The organism is Paenibacillus ihbetae, from assembly GCF_002741055.1.
Lineage (GTDB): Bacteria > Bacillota > Bacilli > Paenibacillales > Paenibacillaceae > Paenibacillus_AQ > Paenibacillus_AQ ihbetae.
Map to the genome: position 1 here is coordinate 3,161,454 of NZ_CP016809.1, position 18,815 is coordinate 3,180,268.

Annotated in this window: 20 protein-coding genes; 1 reads left to right on the top strand and 19 read right to left on the bottom strand. The window is 54.0% G+C overall.

The window, feature by feature from the left end; all coding sequences use genetic code 11:
* Positions 1-118 precede the first annotated feature (118 nt).
* From BBD41_RS14105 to pth, 12 genes are all read right to left on the bottom strand, one after another.
* Entirely contained in the window at positions 119-472 is a 354-nt protein-coding gene (locus BBD41_RS14105) for an FtsB family cell division protein (protein WP_077570954.1), read from the bottom strand.
* 11 nt (positions 473-483) lie between these two features.
* Positions 484-1,053 (bottom strand): spore cortex biosynthesis protein YabQ, encoded by a 570-nt coding sequence (gene yabQ, locus BBD41_RS14110; protein WP_099477946.1) that lies wholly within the window; start codon positions 1,051-1,053, stop codon positions 484-486.
* Entirely contained in the window at positions 1,050-1,331 is a 282-nt protein-coding gene (gene yabP, locus BBD41_RS14115) for a sporulation protein YabP (protein ID WP_007132881.1), read from the bottom strand. Before yabP ends, yabQ begins: the two co-directional genes overlap by 4 nt.
* Positions 1,332-1,497: 166 nt before the next feature.
* A complete protein-coding gene (locus tag BBD41_RS14120; protein ID WP_077570950.1) occupies positions 1,498-1,776 on the bottom strand; it encodes an RNA-binding S4 domain-containing protein in 279 nt (92 codons plus the stop codon).
* Positions 1,776-2,048 (bottom strand): HU family DNA-binding protein, encoded by a 273-nt coding sequence (locus tag BBD41_RS14125; protein WP_007132879.1) that lies wholly within the window; start codon positions 2,046-2,048, stop codon positions 1,776-1,778. The genes BBD41_RS14120 and BBD41_RS14125 overlap by 1 nt, the downstream gene beginning before the upstream one ends.
* A gap of 165 nt (positions 2,049-2,213) precedes the next feature.
* Positions 2,214-3,722: a bifunctional methyltransferase/pyrophosphohydrolase YabN gene (gene yabN / locus BBD41_RS14130; RefSeq protein WP_099477947.1), complete on the bottom strand. Its 1,509-nt coding sequence runs from the start codon at positions 3,720-3,722 to the stop codon at positions 2,214-2,216.
* A gap of 117 nt (positions 3,723-3,839) precedes the next feature.
* Positions 3,840-5,519, bottom strand: coding sequence for a polysaccharide biosynthesis protein (locus BBD41_RS14135; protein ID WP_099477948.1), 1,680 nt, complete (start codon positions 5,517-5,519; stop codon positions 3,840-3,842).
* Positions 5,520-5,757: 238 nt separating this feature from the next.
* Positions 5,758-6,300: a stage V sporulation protein T gene (gene spoVT, locus BBD41_RS14140; RefSeq protein WP_028406014.1), complete on the bottom strand. Its 543-nt coding sequence runs from the start codon at positions 6,298-6,300 to the stop codon at positions 5,758-5,760.
* A 381-nt stretch (positions 6,301-6,681) separates the two neighbouring features.
* Positions 6,682-7,785, bottom strand: a complete 1,104-nt coding sequence (locus BBD41_RS14150) for a peptidylprolyl isomerase (protein ID WP_099477950.1) — start codon at positions 7,783-7,785, stop codon at positions 6,682-6,684.
* Positions 7,769-11,296, bottom strand: a complete 3,528-nt coding sequence (gene mfd, locus BBD41_RS14155; RefSeq protein ID WP_099477951.1) for a transcription-repair coupling factor — start codon at positions 11,294-11,296, stop codon at positions 7,769-7,771. The genes BBD41_RS14150 and mfd overlap by 17 nt, the downstream gene beginning before the upstream one ends.
* Before the next feature lie 195 nt (positions 11,297-11,491).
* Positions 11,492-11,722, bottom strand: a complete 231-nt coding sequence (locus tag BBD41_RS14160; RefSeq protein WP_007132873.1) for an anti-sigma-F factor Fin — start codon at positions 11,720-11,722, stop codon at positions 11,492-11,494.
* 76 nt (positions 11,723-11,798) lie between these two features.
* Positions 11,799-12,362 carry an aminoacyl-tRNA hydrolase gene (pth, locus tag BBD41_RS14165; protein ID WP_077570941.1) on the bottom strand — a complete coding sequence of 188 codons (564 nt, stop codon included), beginning with the start codon at positions 12,360-12,362 and terminating at the stop codon, positions 11,799-11,801.
* Positions 12,363-12,470: 108 nt separating this feature from the next.
* Between pth and BBD41_RS14170 the strand changes: the two genes are divergently transcribed.
* Positions 12,471-12,671 carry a hypothetical protein gene (locus tag BBD41_RS14170; protein ID WP_077570939.1) on the top strand — a complete coding sequence of 67 codons (201 nt, stop codon included), beginning with the start codon at positions 12,471-12,473 and terminating at the stop codon, positions 12,669-12,671.
* Between the two features lie 155 nt (positions 12,672-12,826).
* Here BBD41_RS14170 and BBD41_RS14175 read toward each other — a convergent pair whose 3' ends face one another.
* The 7 genes from BBD41_RS14175 to veg form a co-directional block, all read right to left on the bottom strand.
* Positions 12,827-13,780: a ribose-phosphate diphosphokinase gene (locus BBD41_RS14175; protein ID WP_007132870.1), complete on the bottom strand. Its 954-nt coding sequence runs from the start codon at positions 13,778-13,780 to the stop codon at positions 12,827-12,829.
* 79 nt (positions 13,781-13,859) lie between these two features.
* Complete coding sequence (glmU, locus tag BBD41_RS14180; RefSeq protein ID WP_077570937.1) at positions 13,860-15,254, bottom strand: bifunctional UDP-N-acetylglucosamine diphosphorylase/glucosamine-1-phosphate N-acetyltransferase GlmU; 1,395 nt, start codon at positions 15,252-15,254, stop codon at positions 13,860-13,862.
* Between the two features lie 110 nt (positions 15,255-15,364).
* Complete coding sequence (spoVG, locus tag BBD41_RS14185) at positions 15,365-15,649, bottom strand: septation regulator SpoVG (protein ID WP_006207419.1); 285 nt, start codon at positions 15,647-15,649, stop codon at positions 15,365-15,367.
* A gap of 186 nt (positions 15,650-15,835) precedes the next feature.
* A complete protein-coding gene (gene purR / locus BBD41_RS14190) occupies positions 15,836-16,663 on the bottom strand; it encodes a pur operon repressor (RefSeq protein ID WP_007132868.1) in 828 nt (275 codons plus the stop codon).
* 101 nt (positions 16,664-16,764) lie between these two features.
* A complete protein-coding gene (gene ispE, locus BBD41_RS14195; protein ID WP_099477952.1) occupies positions 16,765-17,631 on the bottom strand; it encodes a 4-(cytidine 5'-diphospho)-2-C-methyl-D-erythritol kinase in 867 nt (288 codons plus the stop codon).
* 186 nt (positions 17,632-17,817) lie between these two features.
* Positions 17,818-18,000 carry a small, acid-soluble spore protein, alpha/beta type gene (locus BBD41_RS14200; RefSeq protein WP_028406020.1) on the bottom strand — a complete coding sequence of 61 codons (183 nt, stop codon included), beginning with the start codon at positions 17,998-18,000 and terminating at the stop codon, positions 17,818-17,820.
* Positions 18,001-18,380: 380 nt separating this feature from the next.
* Positions 18,381-18,656, bottom strand: a complete 276-nt coding sequence (veg, locus tag BBD41_RS14205) for a biofilm formation stimulator Veg (RefSeq protein WP_007132865.1) — start codon at positions 18,654-18,656, stop codon at positions 18,381-18,383.
* Positions 18,657-18,815 lie beyond the last annotated feature (159 nt).

An 18,815-nucleotide genomic window follows, 5' to 3' on the forward strand; every position in this document is an offset into this window, starting at 1 on the left:
AAAATGATCCTCCCTTAAAAATATACGGCCCAGATCTTCTGGAATCCAAGCTACGGTGATTTGATTATACATAATGACCTGATCAAGGTCAACAGACGTCTGTCATGCCTAATTACGGCTATTCGCCCGAATTTTGGGGCTGAATAATCGGCGTTTCATTCGGCAAGTAAAGCCCGAATTTCTTCCGGGCAATCTGCCCGATATATTCAGGATCATTCAGCCGCTCCACCTCGTGTTGGAGCTGGTTCATCGACTGCTCGATCACCTTGTATTGCTGCTGCTTCTCCTCAAGCGCTTCATTCTGTTTGCGGATACGGTCATTTTGGGACCAGAGCGAAGAACCGGCCCAGATCAAAAACAGCGCCATGATCGTAAAAAATATTCGTTTACGCCGGCGGGCGCCTTGCGTGTTGGCTTGTGTCTGCCCGGAAGCCTGCTTCTTCGAATTCGGCTGTTCAGCATATCGCCCCATGACCCTACCTCCTAGAACCAGCGTTTCCACGCCTTAATGACCTTGTCCGCCACCAGCTTGCACCAAGCCGGCAGCTTGAGCCGGGATGTGATCGGCTTCAGCATCCATTTCAAGAGCCGCCAAAAAGGCATCAGGCATTTCAGCACCAGACGCAGAAGCGACAACAGAAACTTCCACAGGAAGCGAAGCAGTCCCAGCAATATCATGAGAATCCCTCTTACCGGATTCCATATCAGCATTCGGAATAACTTGTACAAAATAGACAAGAGCCCTTTTGCTGCCTGAATTAACATTACCACAAAACGCTGGGTTATGACACTCCATAATAAAAAATAGATCCAAACCCCTATGAAGAGTCCTACAAACACATAGAAGCGGAGCTGTCCGTTATTTGTCACATACAGCATGCGGAAGATGAAGAGGGCTGCCGCCACCCAATATAGAAAATCAAGGGCATGCTTGGACCACCTCGGGAAGTGGAGCTGGCCGGCCAGCACCCGGTAGCTGTCGAAGGCCACGCCCATTGCTGCCCCGGAGAAGAGCATCCAGAGCAGCGTGATCCATTGAACGCTCGGGTTCATTTAAACAGCTTGCCCAGAAGACTCTTGTTCTTGGCCTGGGACCCGGGATTCAAATAAATAAGTGAATGCACCAGACCTTCAATCGACAAAAGCCCCTCTTCCAGGCTGAGATTTTTAATATGTAAATTTTGCCCCCGAATCGTGAGATGCCCAAGCTCGGTCTGAAGCAGAAACTCTTCGCTGTCGAAGCTCTCCACATTCTGGACGCCGGTAATGTCCAGCAGCTTCCGGTTCTGCATGCGCAGGTCGTGAAATTTACCCTTCCCTTGGTCGATCATGGCATGTACCCCTCCTTTTAACAATAGCTTATGGGGAGGCGGCTGCCTTTAGAACAGGTAAAGGAAGACACTTCTAGACAAAGAGCTCACCTTCGCTTACGCAAATCGGGATGAAAAAAGCGCCCCTGCTCCATTTGGAGAGGGACGCTTGAAACGGGCGGGACATCTACCAGTCCAGTCCGTTATCTTTAACGATCGGTTCTTCCTTGACCAAGGTATAGAGACTGTTCGCCTCATCTTTACGGGTAGTCTCCGCGAGACGCTCGACCCGGACCGTTACCAGCTTCTGGCCAAACTGGACGGTGATTTCGTCGCCCAGCTTCACCGAGCTGCTCGGCTTGGCCTCGCGGCCGTTGATCAGCACCCGGCCTTGATCCGATACATCCTTCGCTACGGTACGCCGCTTGATTAACCTCGATACTTTCAGGAATTTATCGACGCGCATTATTTTACAGCTTCTTTAAGCTTGTTGCCTGCTTTGAATGCAGGAACGTTCGATTCCGGAATTTCGATCGTGTTGCCCGTTTGCGGGTTGCGGCCCGTACGGCCTGCGCGCTTGCGGGTTTCGAATGTGCCGAAGCCGATCAATTGAACTTTATCTCCATTAGCCAAGGCGTCCGTGATTTCGCCAAGGAAACCGTTCAGAACGTTCTCTACGTCCTTCTTAGTCAAACCGCTTTTGTTGGAAATGTTGTTGATCAAATCTGTTTTGTTCATGAATTAAATCCTCCCAATTATCAGAAAAATATAAGATTTACGGTAGTCGGTTAAACCGCCTTGCGAAAGTAGCAAGATTTCACCATAAAAGATTATTCTGGATGATTTGCGGAATTCCTGCCGGGCTACCGTATTTTTTTATTTTTTGCGGGAAAAATGCCCGCATCACCGGCCGTCAGCGCTGTCTGCCCGAGTCTTCGCTTCCTGCCAAAGGGTCTCCATCTCATCCAGCGTGCTGTCGGAAAGAGCTTTTCCCTGGGCGGCAAGCTGCTCTTCTATGTAGCGGAAGCGAGTATAGAATTTGCGGTTCGTTCTCGAGAGCGCTTCTTCCGGGTCCGCGCCGATAAACCTTGCCGCATTCGAAACCGCGAACAGGAGGTCTCCCAGCTCCAAGGCCGCTTCGTCCGCGCTCTGTCCATCTTCTACCGCCTGGCGCAGCTCCCGGAGCTCCTCCTCGATTTTCTCGAATACGCCTTCGATGCTGTCCCAATCAAAGCCGACCTTGGACGCCTTCTTCTGAAGCTTGTAGGCCTTCATCAGCGCCGGCAAATCCCGCGGAATCCCGTCAAGCGCCGAAGCTTGATCCGGGTGGAGCCCCTTGCGGCGCTTCTCCTCCGCTTTCATCTGCTCCCAGTTCCGAAGCGCGGATTCCGCGTCGTTGGCGCTGCTCTCGCCGAATACATGCGGATGGCGGAAGATGAGCTTGTCGTTCAAGCCTTGAATGACATCGTACACCGTAAAGGTGCCGAGCTCCTCCTCCATCTGGGAATGCAGCATAATCTGCAGCAGCAGATCACCCAGCTCTTCCTGCATATGCTCCGGATCATCCTCGTCAATCGTCTCGAGCACCTCGTAGGTTTCCTCGATCAGATTCTTGCGGATGGACTCGTGGGTCTGCTCCCGGTCCCACGGACAGCCCTCGGGACTTCGAAGAATGCCCACAATTTCATGCAGGCGGGAGAACGTGCGCTGACGAAGCGACGGATCATCGCTTCGCGGAACATAGATCAGCGACAGATTTCCGTATCCCTCGATCCGGTCCAGCTCATAGAGCGGAACGTGACGAATATCCTCTTCCCCCTCGACGCCGAGCGCGTGTCCCACGACGACCGGATAATCATCAGGGTAGAGCTCCATCAGCGCGAGCTTGACCTCGGAAGCCGTGAACATATCATACACCTGGCCGATCAGAGTGTGAAGCTGGGGCTGAATGAGGTCGCTTCGAAGCTCAGCGGCATCCAGCAGCTGAAAGCCTTCGATCGGATCGAAGCCGAGCCGCACGAACGCCTCGTCCAGGAAGCTCTCCCCGCCGAGCACGGAAAGACTCACCTGCTGCTCAGGGCAGCGTTCCCGCAGCAGCCGGACCGTCGCCTCCGCCACCATGGGGTGTCCGGGGACGGCATACACGATCCCGCGGTCATCCTCCGCGGCTTTCGCCAAATTGATCAGCGTGGATGCAATGGACTCGTACACCTCCGGAAAGGAGTCATGGGCTTCATAGATATGATCAAACGACTCCGCCTGAATGCCCAGCTCGCCCAGTGCCTCGATCACGGGATGGGACATCGTGCGCACATAAACCTTGGACGCCCGCTGCATGGTTTTCAGGATGCCGACGGTTAACCGGTCCGGATTCCCGGAGCCGAGGCCGACCACCGTAATAGCTGCACTCATAGGTTAACTTCCTTTCGCTCTTCGCCCGGGGCCTTCCCAGACTTCGTTATATCGTACACTACTATATCACACCAGATCAAACATCTCACGCTGGGGCTCCGCTTGGCATCCCTTCGCTTAGCGCAGCAGGCGCAGCGCCTTCAAGAGGGCTGCCAGCGGCCCGCCGACCTTCGGCAGCATCCGAAGCTCCGACGCTGTGAGGAGCTTCGTCCAAGCGGCGGCGGCAAGGAACGCGCCGCCTCCCGCAAGCACGCCGCCAAGCGCAGCAGCGGCGTCGGCAAGGCGGCCCGGCGCTATGCCGGCCGCCCCGAGCATGGCGCCGGCCGCCGCTTGCGCGCACCAGGCGGCCAGCGCCACCGCGGCGAGGACCGCAAGCGTCCTCGCCATGACCGCGCCCGCACCCGCGGTGATGCGGGCGCTTCGCGAGAGCAGCGCGAGGTTGAGCGCTGCTGCGGCCAAGTGCGCCGCCACGCCCGCGACGGCGGCGCCTGTTATGCCAAGCTGCGGCACCAGCAGCAGGTTGAGCAGCAGCTTCAGCGCCGCAGCGGCAAGCAGGTGCAGGGCCGGCGCCTTAACGATGCCAACGCCCTGCAGCAGCGCTGCCGTAATCGTGCTCATCGTGCCGCCGGCTGCCGTAAACGCAATGACCTGCATCGTTACGGTGCCTGCGGCGTCTTCGTACAGCATGACGTTAATGGGCTTGGCCAGCACCGCCAGCCCAATGGACGCGCTCATCCCGATCAGCCAGAACCAGCGGAGCGCCAGCCCGGTATGGCTGGCCACCCGGTCCCGCTCGCCGCGGAACTTGGCTTCGGCCAGCGCCGGTATAAACAGCACGGACAAGGACGTGGCCAGCATGGTTACCAGCTGCACCAGCGGCAGCCCCCGGTTGTAAATCCCGAATTCGGCCATCGCCGCCTCTTCCGGCAGCCCGGCCATGCTAAGCAGCCGCGGCACGGTAAACGTATCGGCCAATCCGATCAGCGGGACGGCCAGCAGGCTGAGGCACACCGGGATGCCGTATGCGAGCAGGCGGCGGAGAAGAACGCCCGCTCCCTCCTTGTTTACATCGGCATGCGCTCCGGAATCCTTCTTCACATCTTCCGGTTCGGCGGAGGGCAGAGGCTGCGGCGCTCCTGTAAGGGGCCTGCTTCCGTGTCTGCGCCAATACCAGCCCATAATCAGGAGCCCTGCAGCCCCTCCGGCCGCCGATCCCAGCAGCGCTCCCGCCGCAATTCGGTCCGGGGATGCCCCGGCTTCGATGAGATACAGCAGCAGCGCGATCATGACGGCTACCCGGACCGACTGCTCCACGATCTGGGAGACGGCCGTCGGCACCATATTGTGCAGGCCCTGAAAATACCCGCGCAGCACCGACATCCATGGCACGAAGGCCAGCGCCAAGGCGCCTGCCCGGAGCGCCGGCACCACCTGCCCGCTGCCTATGGCTTGTCCGAGCCAGGGAGCTGCGCCATACATGATAAGGCCGAGCACCAGCCCGAACAGCACGAGCGTCACCGAAGAGATGCGCAGCAGCCGGCGGCTGTCCCCGCTTCGGCCCTCGGCTTCGTATTCGGCCACAAACATGGAGACGGCTGCCGGAAAGCCGAGCACCGCCACCGTGATCATCATCATATAGAAGGGGTAAACCGTGTTATAGATGCCGAACACGGCATCTCCGCCCATGTTCTGCAGCGGTATTTTTTGCAAAGTGCCGATCAGCTTCGACAGCATCGCTGCAGCACTAAGGATGAAGGCTCCCTTCAGCAGCCTTGCGCCTGTCTCTTCTGGTTTCATATCCGTTATCCAATCCCACGCTTATCTTAGGGTTCTTCGCACCGTGGCGGCATGCCCGATGTTTGAACGTGTATCCCCATTATAACCGCGGAACCAGGCCGGACACAAAATTTACGGGTTACCTCCTCCGTGGGCCCTCGCCGCCATGACAGCAAAAAACTCCCGGCTTCCCTATAGACCGCAAGGATCCAAGTTCAGCGGGAGTCAAATCCAGCCCTAAGGCTGTCCATCGGTTGTCTTACTGCTCCATTTGCTTCCCGAGGAAGCCTGCGGCCGTTTCAGCCATCTTCACTTCCATCTCGCCCATGTTGACGGACTCGTCCTTGTTCAGCAGCACGACGCTCCCGATCGGGTCACCGCCTGCAATGATCGGTGCGGCTACGAAGGCCGACAGCGTCTCCGGATTATCCTTGCTGATCTCGTACGTTCCGCTGTTGCTTTCGAGAACGGTCTTGCGGTTTTCCATGCAGTTTTCCAGCAAATTGCCGATCGGTTTGTCCAAGTATTCCTTCTTGGAGCCGCCGGCAACGGCGATAAAGGAGTCACGATCCGATATAATCGTAATGTGGCCCGTGCTTTCGTACAGGGATTCCGCGTATTCCTTCGCAAAATCGCCAAGCTCGCCGATTGGCGAATATTTCTTCAGAATGACTTCTCCATCCCGATCTACGAAAATTTCCAGCGGATCACCTTCGCGAATCCGTAATGTGCGTCGAATTTCTTTAGGGATGACCACGCGCCCGAGGTCATCGATACGGCGGACGATACCAGTAGCTTTCATTTCACTTGTTGCCCCACTTTCATAAGAAGATTTTTCAACTACTGTTTCCTTACGGGAAGAGGATGTCCCCAGGTGTATAAGAGTTAATTGTCTGCCCATAGTATTCATCCATTCCCAAATCCTTATACATCATGAACCTTGCATTGGTTGCGAAATCCATAATAAAAATCAGGTGAAGATTATCGCTTTTCGGGGAAAAAAATCCATAACGTGTCATTTCACACGTTATGGATTCGAAATTCAGCCCGGTTTTCACTTTACGGACGCGCTCTCAGAGGTACTGCCTGCATTCTCATGAGGAAGCAGACGTAAAAGCCAGTCCGGCTCATACAAGCAGTAAAGGCTCGAACACTGACCGGTTCAGGCAGAGTGATCAGACTACTACTTCACGCTGTCTCCAGTACCGGCAGCCGGTGCCTTCTCGCCATCAGCCGGCGCATCGCTCCCATCGGCAGGCTTCGTTGCATCGCCGCCCTCCGCAGGCTTCTCTTCAGCAGGCTTGTCCCCGGCGTTCTCGCTCTTCGGCAGGTTCATGCTCTCGATTAAACCACTGAGCTCATTCTGCATAAAGTTATCGATTTTGCCTGAAGCCAGCTTGTTCTGAATGCCTTCCTTCTCCTCGGCGGTAAGCTTGTCATACGTTACTTCTTCCCGCTTCTCGACCTTCATGATGTGGTAGCCGTAGCTGGTCTCCACGGGATCGCTGATTTTGTTCAGCTCAAGGGACAGGGCCTTTTCCTTGAATTCGGGAACCCATCGGCCAGCCGGCTCATTCTCATACAAGCCACCCTTGTCCTTGGAGCCCGGATCCTCGGAGTATTCCTTAGCGATTGCAGCGAAATCCTCGCCTTTATTCAGCTTGGACTGCACTTCCTTCGCAATCTTGAGCGCCTCGCCCTCCGGTCTTTCCTTGCCCTCCGGATCCTGGAAGCCGACGAGGACGTGGCGAACGCTGACTTTTGTATAATCCTGCTTGTTCGCCTCGAAATCCTTCTTCATATCGTCCTCGGTTACTTGGCTCTTCTCGTATTCCACGACCGTCATAATGCGAAGCATGTAATTCTTCACATCCTCCTCGGTCAGCTTCTGAGCTTCCAGCGCCTTCTTGTAATTCTCTTCTCCCATCGCGCTCTTGTTGCTCTTCAGCAGTTCATCCGCCTGCTTCCCGGCAGCTTCCTTGGCTTTGTCATCCGCTTTGGCGTACAGGTATTCGTAAGCGACTCCCTGCTTCGCCAAATACTCCTTGAATTCGTCCATCTGCAGGAATTGTGCGTACTCTGGCGACATGAACTGAATCATCCGCTGCTCCAGATCGAATTCTTTCGCGGTCAACTCTCCGCCTTTATATTTGACAATAACTTTGCTGTCATCCACTTCATTCCCCTTGCTGTCATCCTTCCCGCAAGCGGCGATCATCGACATGGACAGCACGGCTGTTAATGATACGATAAAGGTTTTCCATGCCCTTTTATTTCTTGACGGCATTGTGTAGTTCTCCCTTCAGGTTAAATGGCTCCTTGGCAGCCTCCAGAAACTTCTCCAGCAATTCGAGCAATTGTTGATCGTCAAGACCCTTGCCTTTGATCCGGATAACCATGGCTGGCCCTTGTTCAAATTGTACACGTCTTTCGGACAGATTTCCAATTTGCGCAAGCGCTGCCGTGTTGACTGCCTTATCCTGCCCTTCGTAGAACTGGAGCAGGACATCGTCTCCCCGCTGCGTAATGGAGTCGATGCCATACGTACGACCATACACTTTCAATCGGGAAACCGCAAGCAAGTTGTTTACCGCCTGCGGCAGCTCGCCGAAGCGGTCAAGCAGCTCGTCCTCAAGCTCTGCCGATTCATCAATGGTGGTGACGGAAGCCACTTTTTTGTAAATTTCAATCTTCTGAATACTGTCGTAAATGTAATCCGACGGCAGATACGCGTCGATCCCCAGGTCGATGGAGGTGTTCCAATCCTTGGTCGGCGCAGCCGTCTCGCCAAGCATGCTGACTTTGCGCTTCTGGATTTCCTCCGCCAGCATTTGGGAGTACAGATCGAAACCGACCGAAGCGATAAAGCCGTGCTGCTCCGCGCCGAGCAGATTGCCCGCGCCCCGGATCGACAAGTCGCGCATCGCGATTTTGAAGCCGGATCCCAGCTCGGTAAATTCTTTAATCGACTGAAGCCGCTTCTCCGCAACCTCGGTAAGCACTTTATCCCGCTGGTATGTGAAGTAAGCGTAGGCGATTCGATTCGAGCGTCCTACCCGCCCGCGCAGCTGGTAGAGCTGGGATAATCCCATTTTGTCCGCGTCGTGGACGATGAGGGTATTCACGTTCGGTATGTCGACGCCCGTCTCAATAATGCTGGTGCTGACGAGCACATCATACTCCCCGTCAAGGAAGTCCAGGATCGTCTTCTCCAGCTCGGTCTCGGACATCTGCCCATGGCCCACGCCGACTCTCGCTTCAGGAACAAGCATCGAAATTTGCGCGGCCATCTCATGAATGCCCTGCACCCGGTTATACAGGTAGTAGACCTGCCCGCCTCTGGCCAGCTCGCGCTCTATCGCTTCACGGACCAGGGTCTGGCTGTGCTCCACGACATACGTCTGCACCGGGAAGCGGTTCTCCGGCGGTGTCTCAATAACCGACAGGTCTCTTACTCCAAGCATCGACATATGCAGCGTCCGCGGAATCGGCGTCGCCGTCAATGTCAGCACATCGACATTGGTCTTCAGCTTCTTCAGCTTCTCCTTGTGCGTTACGCCGAACCGCTGCTCCTCATCCACGATCAGAAGGCCGAGATCCTTAAAGACGATGTCCTGCGACAGCAGCCGGTGCGTCCCGATCAGGATGTCAACACCGCCCTGCTTTACCTTCTTGATCGTTTCATTCTGTTCCTTGCGGCTCCGGAAGCGGCTCAACACCTGAATGTTGATCGGGTAGTTCGCGAACCGTTCGCGGAACGTTTCATAGTGCTGCTGGGCCAGAATGGTCGTCGGAACCAGCACGGCCACCTGTTTGCCTTCAATCGCGGCCTTAAACGCCGCTCGAACAGCCACCTCGGTTTTGCCGTAGCCGACGTCTCCGCACAGCAGCCGGTCCATCGGGCGGTTCTGCTCCATATCCTTCTTGATTTCCTCAATGGCGCGAAGCTGGTCCGGCGTTTCGTCGTAAGGGAACATGTCCTCAAACTCCTGCTGCTCCGGCGTATCTTTGTCGAATCCGTATCCCGGAGCCGACTGACGCTCAGCGTACAGCTTGATCAAGTCGTCGGCGATATCCTGCACGGAGGATCGGACCTTGTTCTTTACGCGGGTCCATTCATTGCCGCCCAGCTTGTAAATCTTCGGCTCCTTATCCTCGGAGCCGACATATTTCTGAATGAGATCGATCTGCTCGATCGGAACGGACAGCTTATCGCCTCCCGCATACATGATGTGCATGTAATCCTTATGAATTCCGTTGATCTCGAGCGTGCCGATCCCCATATATTTCCCGATACCGTGGTTTTGATGCACGACATAGTCGCCGACCTTAAGCTCCGTGTAGCTCTTGATGCGTTCGGCGTTATCCATGCTTTTCGTCGTTTTGCGGGTTTTGCGCTGCTTCGAGGAGAACATCTCACTCTCGGTAATGACAGCCGCGTGAACGGACGGCATCTCGAAGCCGTTTTGTAGATGGCCCTCGAACATCAGAGGCTCGTCAATGCCATAGTCATGCAGCACCCGGCGCATACGCTCCATGCGCTCTGCATCGCCGGCGAGCATCATAACCTGGACGCCGGACTTCTTCCAACGGTCCATCTCCGATTTCAATACATTCATCTGCCCGTGGAAATCCTGCATGCCGCGCGTAATGAAGTTAACGATATTCTGCGGCTGCATTCTCGGAACCTGGCGCAGGAAAATGGATATGAGCAGGCATTGGTACGGATGCTGATAAATCAGCTCCTCCGTATCCAGCGACAATGGAAGATCCGGCAGCGATTTACCGTGCTGCAGCAAATGGAGGTTCCACTCCGCCTCGTCCCGTTCCAGCTGCTTGGCCGTTTCCAGCAGCCTTGCCGGCTCATCCAGCACCAAGATCGTATCCTTCGGCATGTAGTCATAAAGATGCGTCTTCTCCGGATAGAGCAGCGAAATATATTTATAGATTTCAGGGAAATAGATTCGCTCGCGCAGCATCTCCACTTCCCGGTGAATTTCTTCCCGCAGCCGGAGCTTGGCCTGCCGGTCGGTCATCCGCTCGAGCTGCGCCTCCAGCATTCGGGTCACCGTTTCGGCCGTGCGGTTCAGCCGTTCCGAATCGGCAATGATCTCCTTGCACGGTGTAATGACAACTTCCCGAACCTTATCAATCGATCGCTGATCGGCCGGATCAAAGGTTCGGATGGAATCGATGTCCTCGTCGAACAGCTCGACCCGATAAGCCATCGCCGCCGTCATCGGATAGAAGTCGATGATTCCGCCGCGAACGCTCATCTCGCCGCGGCTTTCGACGCGCTCCACCCTTTCATATCCCATCTCGATCATCTGATTCAGGAACGCCTCCAGCTCCAGCGTTCCTCCGTCATGAAGCGTAATCCGGGCGTCCGCCATAACTTCCGGAGCCGGAAGCAGCCGGCGCACGCCGGAAAACGGCGCAACGACAATACCCCGGAAGCCTCTGGCGCAGCGGACAAGGACATCGATCCGCTGTGCTAGAGTCTCGGGGCTCGATACGGCCGATTCCGCCGCAACCAGTTCATTTGCCGGGTAGAGCAGCACTTGATCCGGTGAAAGCGCCTCCTGTAAATCGTCAGCGATTTTCTGGGCTGAGAACATATTATGCGTAACAACGAGCAGCGGGCGCTGCTGGTCCTGATGCAGGGCAGCCATGAGGATTTGCCTGGAGGATCCGGATAACCCGGATATCAGCTGCTCCCTCATTCCGGTTCCTATTCCGGCCGCAATGGATTTGAAATCCGAATCCTTCGAAAATACATCAATAAGTGCTTGTAACAAAGGGGGCACCTCTCTTATGCAAAAGAAATGGATTATTCTATTTCGTTCTAACTTGCGTGCTGAGACGACAATTGTAAAATTAAAACCGAAAAGAAGCCTTGGGCAACGCTGCCAAGGCTAACACACGGCGGCTGCCGAACAAAGCAAGCCGCCTGATGTCTTCTACCATATTTAATCTTGTACCCCATTATACGCTTATTGAAGGGGATTTGCCAAAAGACTCAGCTCCGGATGGGCTTCAAGCGCCTCCCTGCAGTGGTCGCAGGTGACCTTAACCATCACGTCGCCGTTCAAATCATACGCTATTATATCCTTGCGCTCCTCAGGGGTCAAGGAATCGAATCCGAGCTTTTCTTCCGTAATGACGCTCGAATCAATCCGGCCCTGAAAGGCTCGACAATGTCTGCAAACGTAGGTTATCGCCATCATATGCCTCCTGAAGGTCGTATATACCCTTCAGTATGCCCGGAAATCTCCCGTTTCAGACTATGCTTCGTGCCGTCTATGCGTTATTGAATTTCGCCATGGTCTGCTCAAAGGTATGATCCAGGCTGAACTCCAACGCATCGCAGGTCATGTCCACCATGCGCTGCAGCTGCTCCCGCTCGCCCTTCGGAAATGCCCCGAGGACGTAATCGACGATGGCGTAGCCCGGCTCCGGTCTCGAGATGCCCATCCGGACGCGGTTAAAGGTCTGGGTCCCCGTATGCTGGATGATGGACTTAATGCCGTTATGCCCGCCCGCACTGCCTTGATACCGAAGACGGATCTTTCCAACGACCGTGTCGAGATCGTCATAGACAACAATCATATCTTCGAGCGATGCCTTATAATAATCCATATAGGCCCGCACCGCTTCGCCGGACAGATTCATGAAGGTCATCGGTTTGATCAGCACCGTTTTGGTGCCGCCGATAAAGCCCTCGGCAATGACCGACTTGCATTTACTTTGGTTGAACTTCATGCCATGGCGCTCCGCGAGAGCATCCAGTGCCATGAACCCAACGTTATGGCGTGTTTTCTCATAAGCTGGACCGGGATTTCCCAATCCGACAATCCATTTCATCGCAGTTAATTCCTTTCACGAATAATACTTTCTTCTTAACCTGTATTTCGAGTACAATATGAACAAAACCTATTGGTATTTATGCCCTCATAAGAAGGTGAATCGGTTTTGAGAGAGTATGAACAGAAGTTGACGCATCACAGCCATTTTCAATACCATATGAAGCATGGCATCCCCGTTCAAGTCTACGAGCTCGGGTGTCATGTCGACGTAGGCCTGATCACGGCGGTCGACGCTTATTTTGTCGAGCTTGAGGGAACGGTGTATAACCGCAATACGTTTACCTTTATTTCAAGACCTGGATATTGATGACACCTGCCATGAAGTAGGCGCTATATCCTTTTGAATCCTGCATTTTTGAAAACGGTTACTTTCCTGCTATTCCAATATTCATGAAGTCAGGATAGCAAGGCAAGGGCTACATTTCCTGCAAGCAGAAGATGTAACCCTTACGGCCAGGTTTGTTATTCTATTTCGAACAATTTGCTGATGGATAATTCCTCGTGAACCCGGATAATCGCTTCTCCCATGAGCGGGGCAACAGACAGCACGGTCAGCTTGCTGCTCGGATTCGGATGTGTGATCGGAATGGTGTCCGTCACGACAACTTCCTTCAGCGGCGAGTTCTCCAAGCGTTCATGGGCAGGGCCGGACAGCACCGGATGCGTACAGCAAGCATACACTTCCTTCACGCCGCCTTCCATCAGCGCATTGGCACCAAGAACGATCGTGCCGGCGGTATCGATAATATCGTCGATCAGAATCGCGGTTTTGCCCTCGATATGTCCGATGATGTTCATCACTTCGCTGACGTTCGGCTCCGGCCGCCGCTTATCGATAATAGCCAGCGGAGCATTCAGGAAATCGGCAAGCTTCCTTGCCCGAACGACGCCGCCATGGTCCGGGGATACGACGACAGGGTTCTCGATTTGCTTCGAACGGAAATATTGGGCGAGAATCGGAACACCCAGCAAGTGATCCACCGGAATATCGAAAAATCCCTGGATCTGCATCGCATGCAGGTCCATCGTAATGACGCGGTGAGCGCCGGCTTTCTCAATCAGATTCGCCACCAACTTGGCGGTGATCGGATCACGCGAACGAGCCTTGCGGTCTTGACGGGCATATCCGTAATACGGGATGACCACGTTGATGCTCTTTGCCGATGCCCGTTTGAGCGCATCCACCATAACCAGCAGCTCCATCAAGTTGTCATTCACCGGAAGGCATGTGGACTGCACAACATAGACATGGCAGCCGCGCACGCTTTCGGAGAGCTTTACTTGAATTTCGCCGTCGCTAAAGCTGGTCGTAAGCGATTCTCCCATCGGAATACCGATATAGTCGGCGATTTGATGGGCGAGCTTTGGATTGGAATTACACGTAAATATTTTTAATTTAGAATCAAGATAAGTCATAGAATAAAAACCCTCCGTGCTGGTTCGTTGAATTAGGCTATCCGATCACCGCTTCACGTCAATTCAGGAAGCCGGCGTATTACGATTCCCTGTTCTTCTTGGCTTTAGCTCGCGCCCGGATCTTCTCCGCATAACCCGGCTTGTTCTCCTGACGCTGTCTTGCGATGGCCAGATCATTCTCGTCAACCGACTGGGTAATGGTCGAGCCGGCAACCACAAACGCGCCTTTGCCGACTTTGACCGGAGCAATCAAATTGACATTGCTGCCGATAAATGCGTCGTCCTCAATTTCGGTAACGGACTTATTATAACCATCATAGTTGACCGTAATCGCACCGCAGCCGATATTGACGTTTTTCCCGACCTTGGCGTCGCCGACATAGCTAAGATGCGACACCTTCGAGCCATTGTCGATCGTAGCATTCTTCACCTCGACAAAGTCTCCCACCTTCACGTCCTCGCCCAGCTTGGCGCCCGGACGAAGATACGCAAACGGGCCTACCGATGTGCGTGCTCCGACCTCCGCCTTGCTCAGCACCGAATGCTTAACGCTGGCACCGTCCGCGATGGCAGAATCCTCAATATCCGAGTTCGGTCCGATTACGCAGTTCTCACCGATGACGGTATTGCCCTTCAGCACCGTTCCCGGATACAGCACGGTATCCGCACCGATGGTCACATCCGCACCGATATACGTCGACGCCGGATCGATGATCGTAACCCCGTTCAGCATATGCATACGGTTAATGCGCTCCCGCATGAAGCCTTCGGCTTCGGAGAGGGCAAGCCGGTCATTGACGCCGATCGACTCCGCGTAATCATCGGTCTGATAAGCAAGCACGGTTTCGCCGGCTTCCTTCAGGATACCGATGCAATCGGTCAGATAATATTCCTGCTGCGCGTTCTGGTTCGTCACTTTCTCCAGTGCAGCAAATAGCTTTTTATTATCAAAACAATAGGTACCGGTATTAATCTCAGTGACCGCATCCTCAGCTGGGCTGCAGTCCTTCTGCTCTACGATCCGCTGCACGCTGTCATCGCCGCCGCGAATGACCCGGCCGTAGCCCTTCGGGTTATCCATATGCGCCGTCAATACCGTTGCCGCTGCGTTATTACTTTCGTGCAGTTTCAGCAAGTTTTCCAGCGTGCTTGACGTCACAAGCGGCGTGTCTCCGCAAATGACGATCGTCGAGCCGTCTTCCTCGCCAAGAAGATCCTTGGCTTGCTTCACAGCGTGGCCCGTTCCGAGCTGCTGCTCTTGTAAAACATATTCCGCTGCGTCCTGCAGGTACGTGCGAACGGCTTCCGCGCCATGTCCAACCACCACAACGCTGCGCTCACAGTTTACCTGCTGTACCGTCTGCAGTACATGTCCTACCATCGGCTTGCCACAAACAGGATGCAGCACTTTATATAGTTTGGATTTCATACGTTTGCCCTGCCCAGCGGCGAGCACAATAGCAAATCTTTTCAAGGGCCATGCCTCCTCCTCTTGAACTCACTACTGAATATATCTCATTCTACAAAAAAAGAAAAGAGAGCCACAGATATGGCTCTCTTTTCCTTGAACCCCAATTGTAAATCTTAAGCGCCTTCTTCAATCACTTCTTCTTCTGTAGCCGCACGCTCATACTCGGCCAGGACAGCCGATTGAATCTTCTCGCGGGTACCCGAAGAAATGGGATGGGCAATATCGCGGAATTCTCCGTCCGGAGTGCGTTTGCTCGGCATTGCAACAAACATTCCATTGTTTCCGTCGATGACGCGAATGTCGTGAACGACAAATTCATTATCGATGGTAATGGATGCGATTGCCTTCATTCTCCCCTCAGAGTTAACACGGCGGAGTCTGACATCCGTAATTTGCATATGTGTTCACCACCTTTTTCCATCAGAGACTTGGGTAGTATAATTCCACACAGCAAACACGAAATCCTTCTTTTTTGTCCTATAAAATGTCCTAAAATCAGGAATTTTTTTTAGAATGTGATATTTTCGACAGACTTCGTGCCTATTCGGATGGAAACGCTATTATATCGACAAAAAATGCAATGTTTATTTCTCGAAATAATTTCCAGGATTCACCGTAATCATCTTGGTTTTGGCGTCCACGTCGCTCAACCGGGCGAGCGAAATATAGTCTTGAAGAAGTCTCTCCTCGTTCTCTACGGCCCCTGATTCCACCAATACGCCCACTCCTGCGACTTCGGCATTAAATTCGCCGAGCAGATCGACCATTCCCTGAATGGTGCCTCCGGCCTTCATGAAATCATCCACGATAAGGACGCGGGAGCGCTCCTTGAGGGCCCGGCGGGACAGCGACATCGTATGGATGCTCTTATGGGAGCCGGAAACGTAATTGATGCTTACGGCCGATCCTTCCGTCACTTGATGGTCCCGGCGGACTAGTACGACCGGCAGGTTAAGCTGTGCCGCGGTCGCATAGGCGAGCGGAATGCCTTTCGTCTCCACGGTCATCACCACGTCGATCTCCCGGTCGGAGAACGCGGTGGCAATAATTTTGCCCGCTTCGTTCATAAGCGACGGCTGACCAAGCAGGTCGGACATGTAGAGATAGCCTCCCGGCAGAATCCGGTCCGACTGCTGAAGCTGCCTGCACAGCTCCTCGGCAAAAGCGAGGGCGTGGTCTCTGCGCAGCTTCGGAATATATCGTACGCCTCCTGCGGCGCCAGCGAGCGTCTGAAGCTCTCCAAGCCCCTCGTTTTCGAACACGTCCTTAATAATCGCCAAGTCCTCGCTGATGGACGACTTGGCCGCACTATAACGCTCGGCGAACGTCGTCAAGGGAATCAACGTATGCGGTTCTGATAGTAAATATTGGGTCATATCGACCAATCGTTCGCTTCGTTTTAATTTTTTCACTGGGATTCCTCGCTAAATCCGAATATTGTATGTTAAATATAACATCTTTGTACGTATTTATACAACTCAGATTAAAATTCTTCCCCGAATCCGTGTCCGTTTTATGCATTTCCTCCGGTTAGCAGGCGGACCGCATAAACCTCCTTGCAGAATCCTCGGAGGCCGTTATAAATCCGTGCGACCTTTGACTCCTTGGATACCAGGCCAAAGACGGTCGGTCCGCTGCCGGACATCAGCGCGCCGTCCGCGCCCAGCTTCAGCATCCCTTCCTTCAGCTGCTGAACCTCAGGATGCATCTTCAGGGTAACCTCCTCCAGCACGTTTCCGAGCTCTTTGCACATCTGGTGGAAGCTGCCCTGCTCGAGCGCCCCGATCATTCGCTCCGCCGACGGATGCACCTGGATTTGGTCGCTGCGAAGACGTCCGTACACCTCTGCCGTCGATACGTTGATCGGCGGCTTCGCCACGATTACCCAGCACTGAGGCGGGCTGGGGATCGGCTTTAGCACCTCGCCCCGCCCGGTAGCCAGGGCAGTTCCGCCGCTCACGCAGAAGGGCACGTCGGAGCCGAGCTCGGCTCCGAGCTTAAGCAGCTCTTCTTTCGGGATATTCAAACCCCAGAGGCGGTTTAGGCCCCGCAAGGTCGCCGCCGCATCGCTGCTGCCTCCTGCCAATCCCGCTGCTACCGGAATTTTCTTGTCGAGGTGGATATGTACACCTTTTCGCACGTCGTACCGCTCTTTAATGAGTCTTGCTGCCTGAAAGGCCAAATTCTTCTCGTCCAGAGGGATGTAACCCGCCTGGGACGTTATGATGATGGTATCCCGCTTCTGCTCCGACATTTCGAGCCGGTCGGCAAGGTCAATCATGGTCATGACCATTTCCACCTCATGGAACCCGTCCGGGCGCTTATAGAGCACATCCAGCATCAGGTTGATTTTGGCCGGTGCTTTTTCGTATATTTTCAAGAACGTTCACCTATCCTTAGCTTTTCCCTATGCATGAACTTACCATATCCAGAGAAAAACTTCTATTGCCTCTATCTTAACAAACTCGGGCTTCGAAGTCATGGACCCGGTTTACGTCTTGCGATGCTGAACAGAGAGCCCTCCGTCACCGGAGGGCTGCTTGCCGCATTCACTTTACGAACGGATTTAGAGATCGGATTTCTTGGCGGCCCGCTCCGCAAGCTCAATCGCACGCTTCACCATATTGCCCGCGTCCTTCGCGCGAATGCCGCCCCAGCCTTCCTTTTCCACCGTATCGTAGAATCCAAGCTCTTTTGCCAATTCAGTCTTGAGCTGCTCTGACATAATACTGCGTCTTCTCCGGCCCATCCTAAACGCCTCCTTGGATGATTTCGTGATCATAACGGCAGTGATGAGCGCATCTTCAGCGGACAAGCCTCGTCGGTCATCAGGCACCAAGGAATCAGCTCGCATCATCCCTCTGCCCGCACACCGGCAGCTGCCCACTGCAGAAGTTTCGCTCCCGGTTAGTATGCGTACCCGGAACTCCCCTCATTCCAGGCTGTCCATGGCAGAATCCCCTGAATATGCGAAACCCGAAAGGTTAGGATGCTGCCAGCACCTTTGCCCTTTCCCTCTATAACGCTATATACGCCTTCGACGATACTCGCTTGAACCGGACCCTCCAGGAAAACAAAAACAGCCTCCGCTTAACGAAGGCTGTTCTCTCGCGACATATCGTCATGTCGTTATGACTTGATATAGGTGATTCGCATCTGGTTGTCATCGCCGGTCACCATGATTTCCACGGTTTCGGTCAGAATATCGGCATAACTGTAAGACACGCGTTTAAAGGTCTGCTGGTCTTGATCCAGCTTAACAATGAAAACAGAAGGGTACGTTTCTTCCAAAACACCAGTACGCTCGACGGTCTTACGGCGGCCACCGTTAGCCCGAAGCGTAATTTTTTGCCCTAAATGGGCATCGAGACTGCGTTTGATTTCCAACAGCGCATTTTTAGCCATTGTCGACGACCACCTCTTTCCTTGTCCATTATACCGAACTTCCAGCATTTTGTCAAATCAAAAACATTAATTATATCAGCATCAAAAATACGTTGTCAATGTATTTTTTTCAGCCCGGCAAATCTCATTTCCATTTGCATTAATATGCGCTAAATCGAC

What these genes read in the sequence shown, in the direction of transcription:
- yabN (WP_099477947.1), bottom strand. Translation starts at nt 3,722, where the DNA reads ATGAGTGCAGCTATTACGGTGGTCGGCCTCGGCTCCGGGAATCCGGAC.
- BBD41_RS14135 (WP_099477948.1), bottom strand. Translation starts at nt 5,519, where the DNA reads ATGAAACCAGAAGAGACAGGCGCAAGGCTGCTGAAGGGAGCCTTCATC.
- spoVG (WP_006207419.1), bottom strand. Translation starts at nt 15,649, where the DNA reads ATGCAAATTACGGATGTCAGACTCCGCCGTGTTAACTCTGAGGGGAGA.
- BBD41_RS14120 (WP_077570950.1), bottom strand. Translation starts at nt 1,776, where the DNA reads ATGCGCGTCGATAAATTCCTGAAAGTATCGAGGTTAATCAAGCGGCGT.
- pth (WP_077570941.1), bottom strand. Translation starts at nt 12,362, where the DNA reads ATGAAATGGATTGTCGGATTGGGAAATCCCGGTCCAGCTTATGAGAAA.
- veg (WP_007132865.1), bottom strand. Translation starts at nt 18,656, where the DNA reads ATGGCTAAAAATGCGCTGTTGGAAATCAAACGCAGTCTCGATGCCCAT.
- BBD41_RS14125 (WP_007132879.1), bottom strand. Translation starts at nt 2,048, where the DNA reads ATGAACAAAACAGATTTGATCAACAACATTTCCAACAAAAGCGGTTTG.
- BBD41_RS14150 (WP_099477950.1), bottom strand. Translation starts at nt 7,785, where the DNA reads ATGCCGTCAAGAAATAAAAGGGCATGGAAAACCTTTATCGTATCATTA.
- BBD41_RS14175 (WP_007132870.1), bottom strand. Translation starts at nt 13,780, where the DNA reads ATGACTTATCTTGATTCTAAATTAAAAATATTTACGTGTAATTCCAAT.
- yabQ (WP_099477946.1), bottom strand. Translation starts at nt 1,053, where the DNA reads ATGAACCCGAGCGTTCAATGGATCACGCTGCTCTGGATGCTCTTCTCC.
- yabP (WP_007132881.1), bottom strand. Translation starts at nt 1,331, where the DNA reads ATGATCGACCAAGGGAAGGGTAAATTTCACGACCTGCGCATGCAGAAC.
- spoVT (WP_028406014.1), bottom strand. Translation starts at nt 6,300, where the DNA reads ATGAAAGCTACTGGTATCGTCCGCCGTATCGATGACCTCGGGCGCGTG.
- BBD41_RS14105 (WP_077570954.1), bottom strand. Translation starts at nt 472, where the DNA reads ATGGGGCGATATGCTGAACAGCCGAATTCGAAGAAGCAGGCTTCCGGG.
- BBD41_RS14200 (WP_028406020.1), bottom strand. Translation starts at nt 18,000, where the DNA reads ATGGGCCGGAGAAGACGCAGTATTATGTCAGAGCAGCTCAAGACTGAA.
- BBD41_RS14160 (WP_007132873.1), bottom strand. Translation starts at nt 11,722, where the DNA reads ATGGCGATAACCTACGTTTGCAGACATTGTCGAGCCTTTCAGGGCCGG.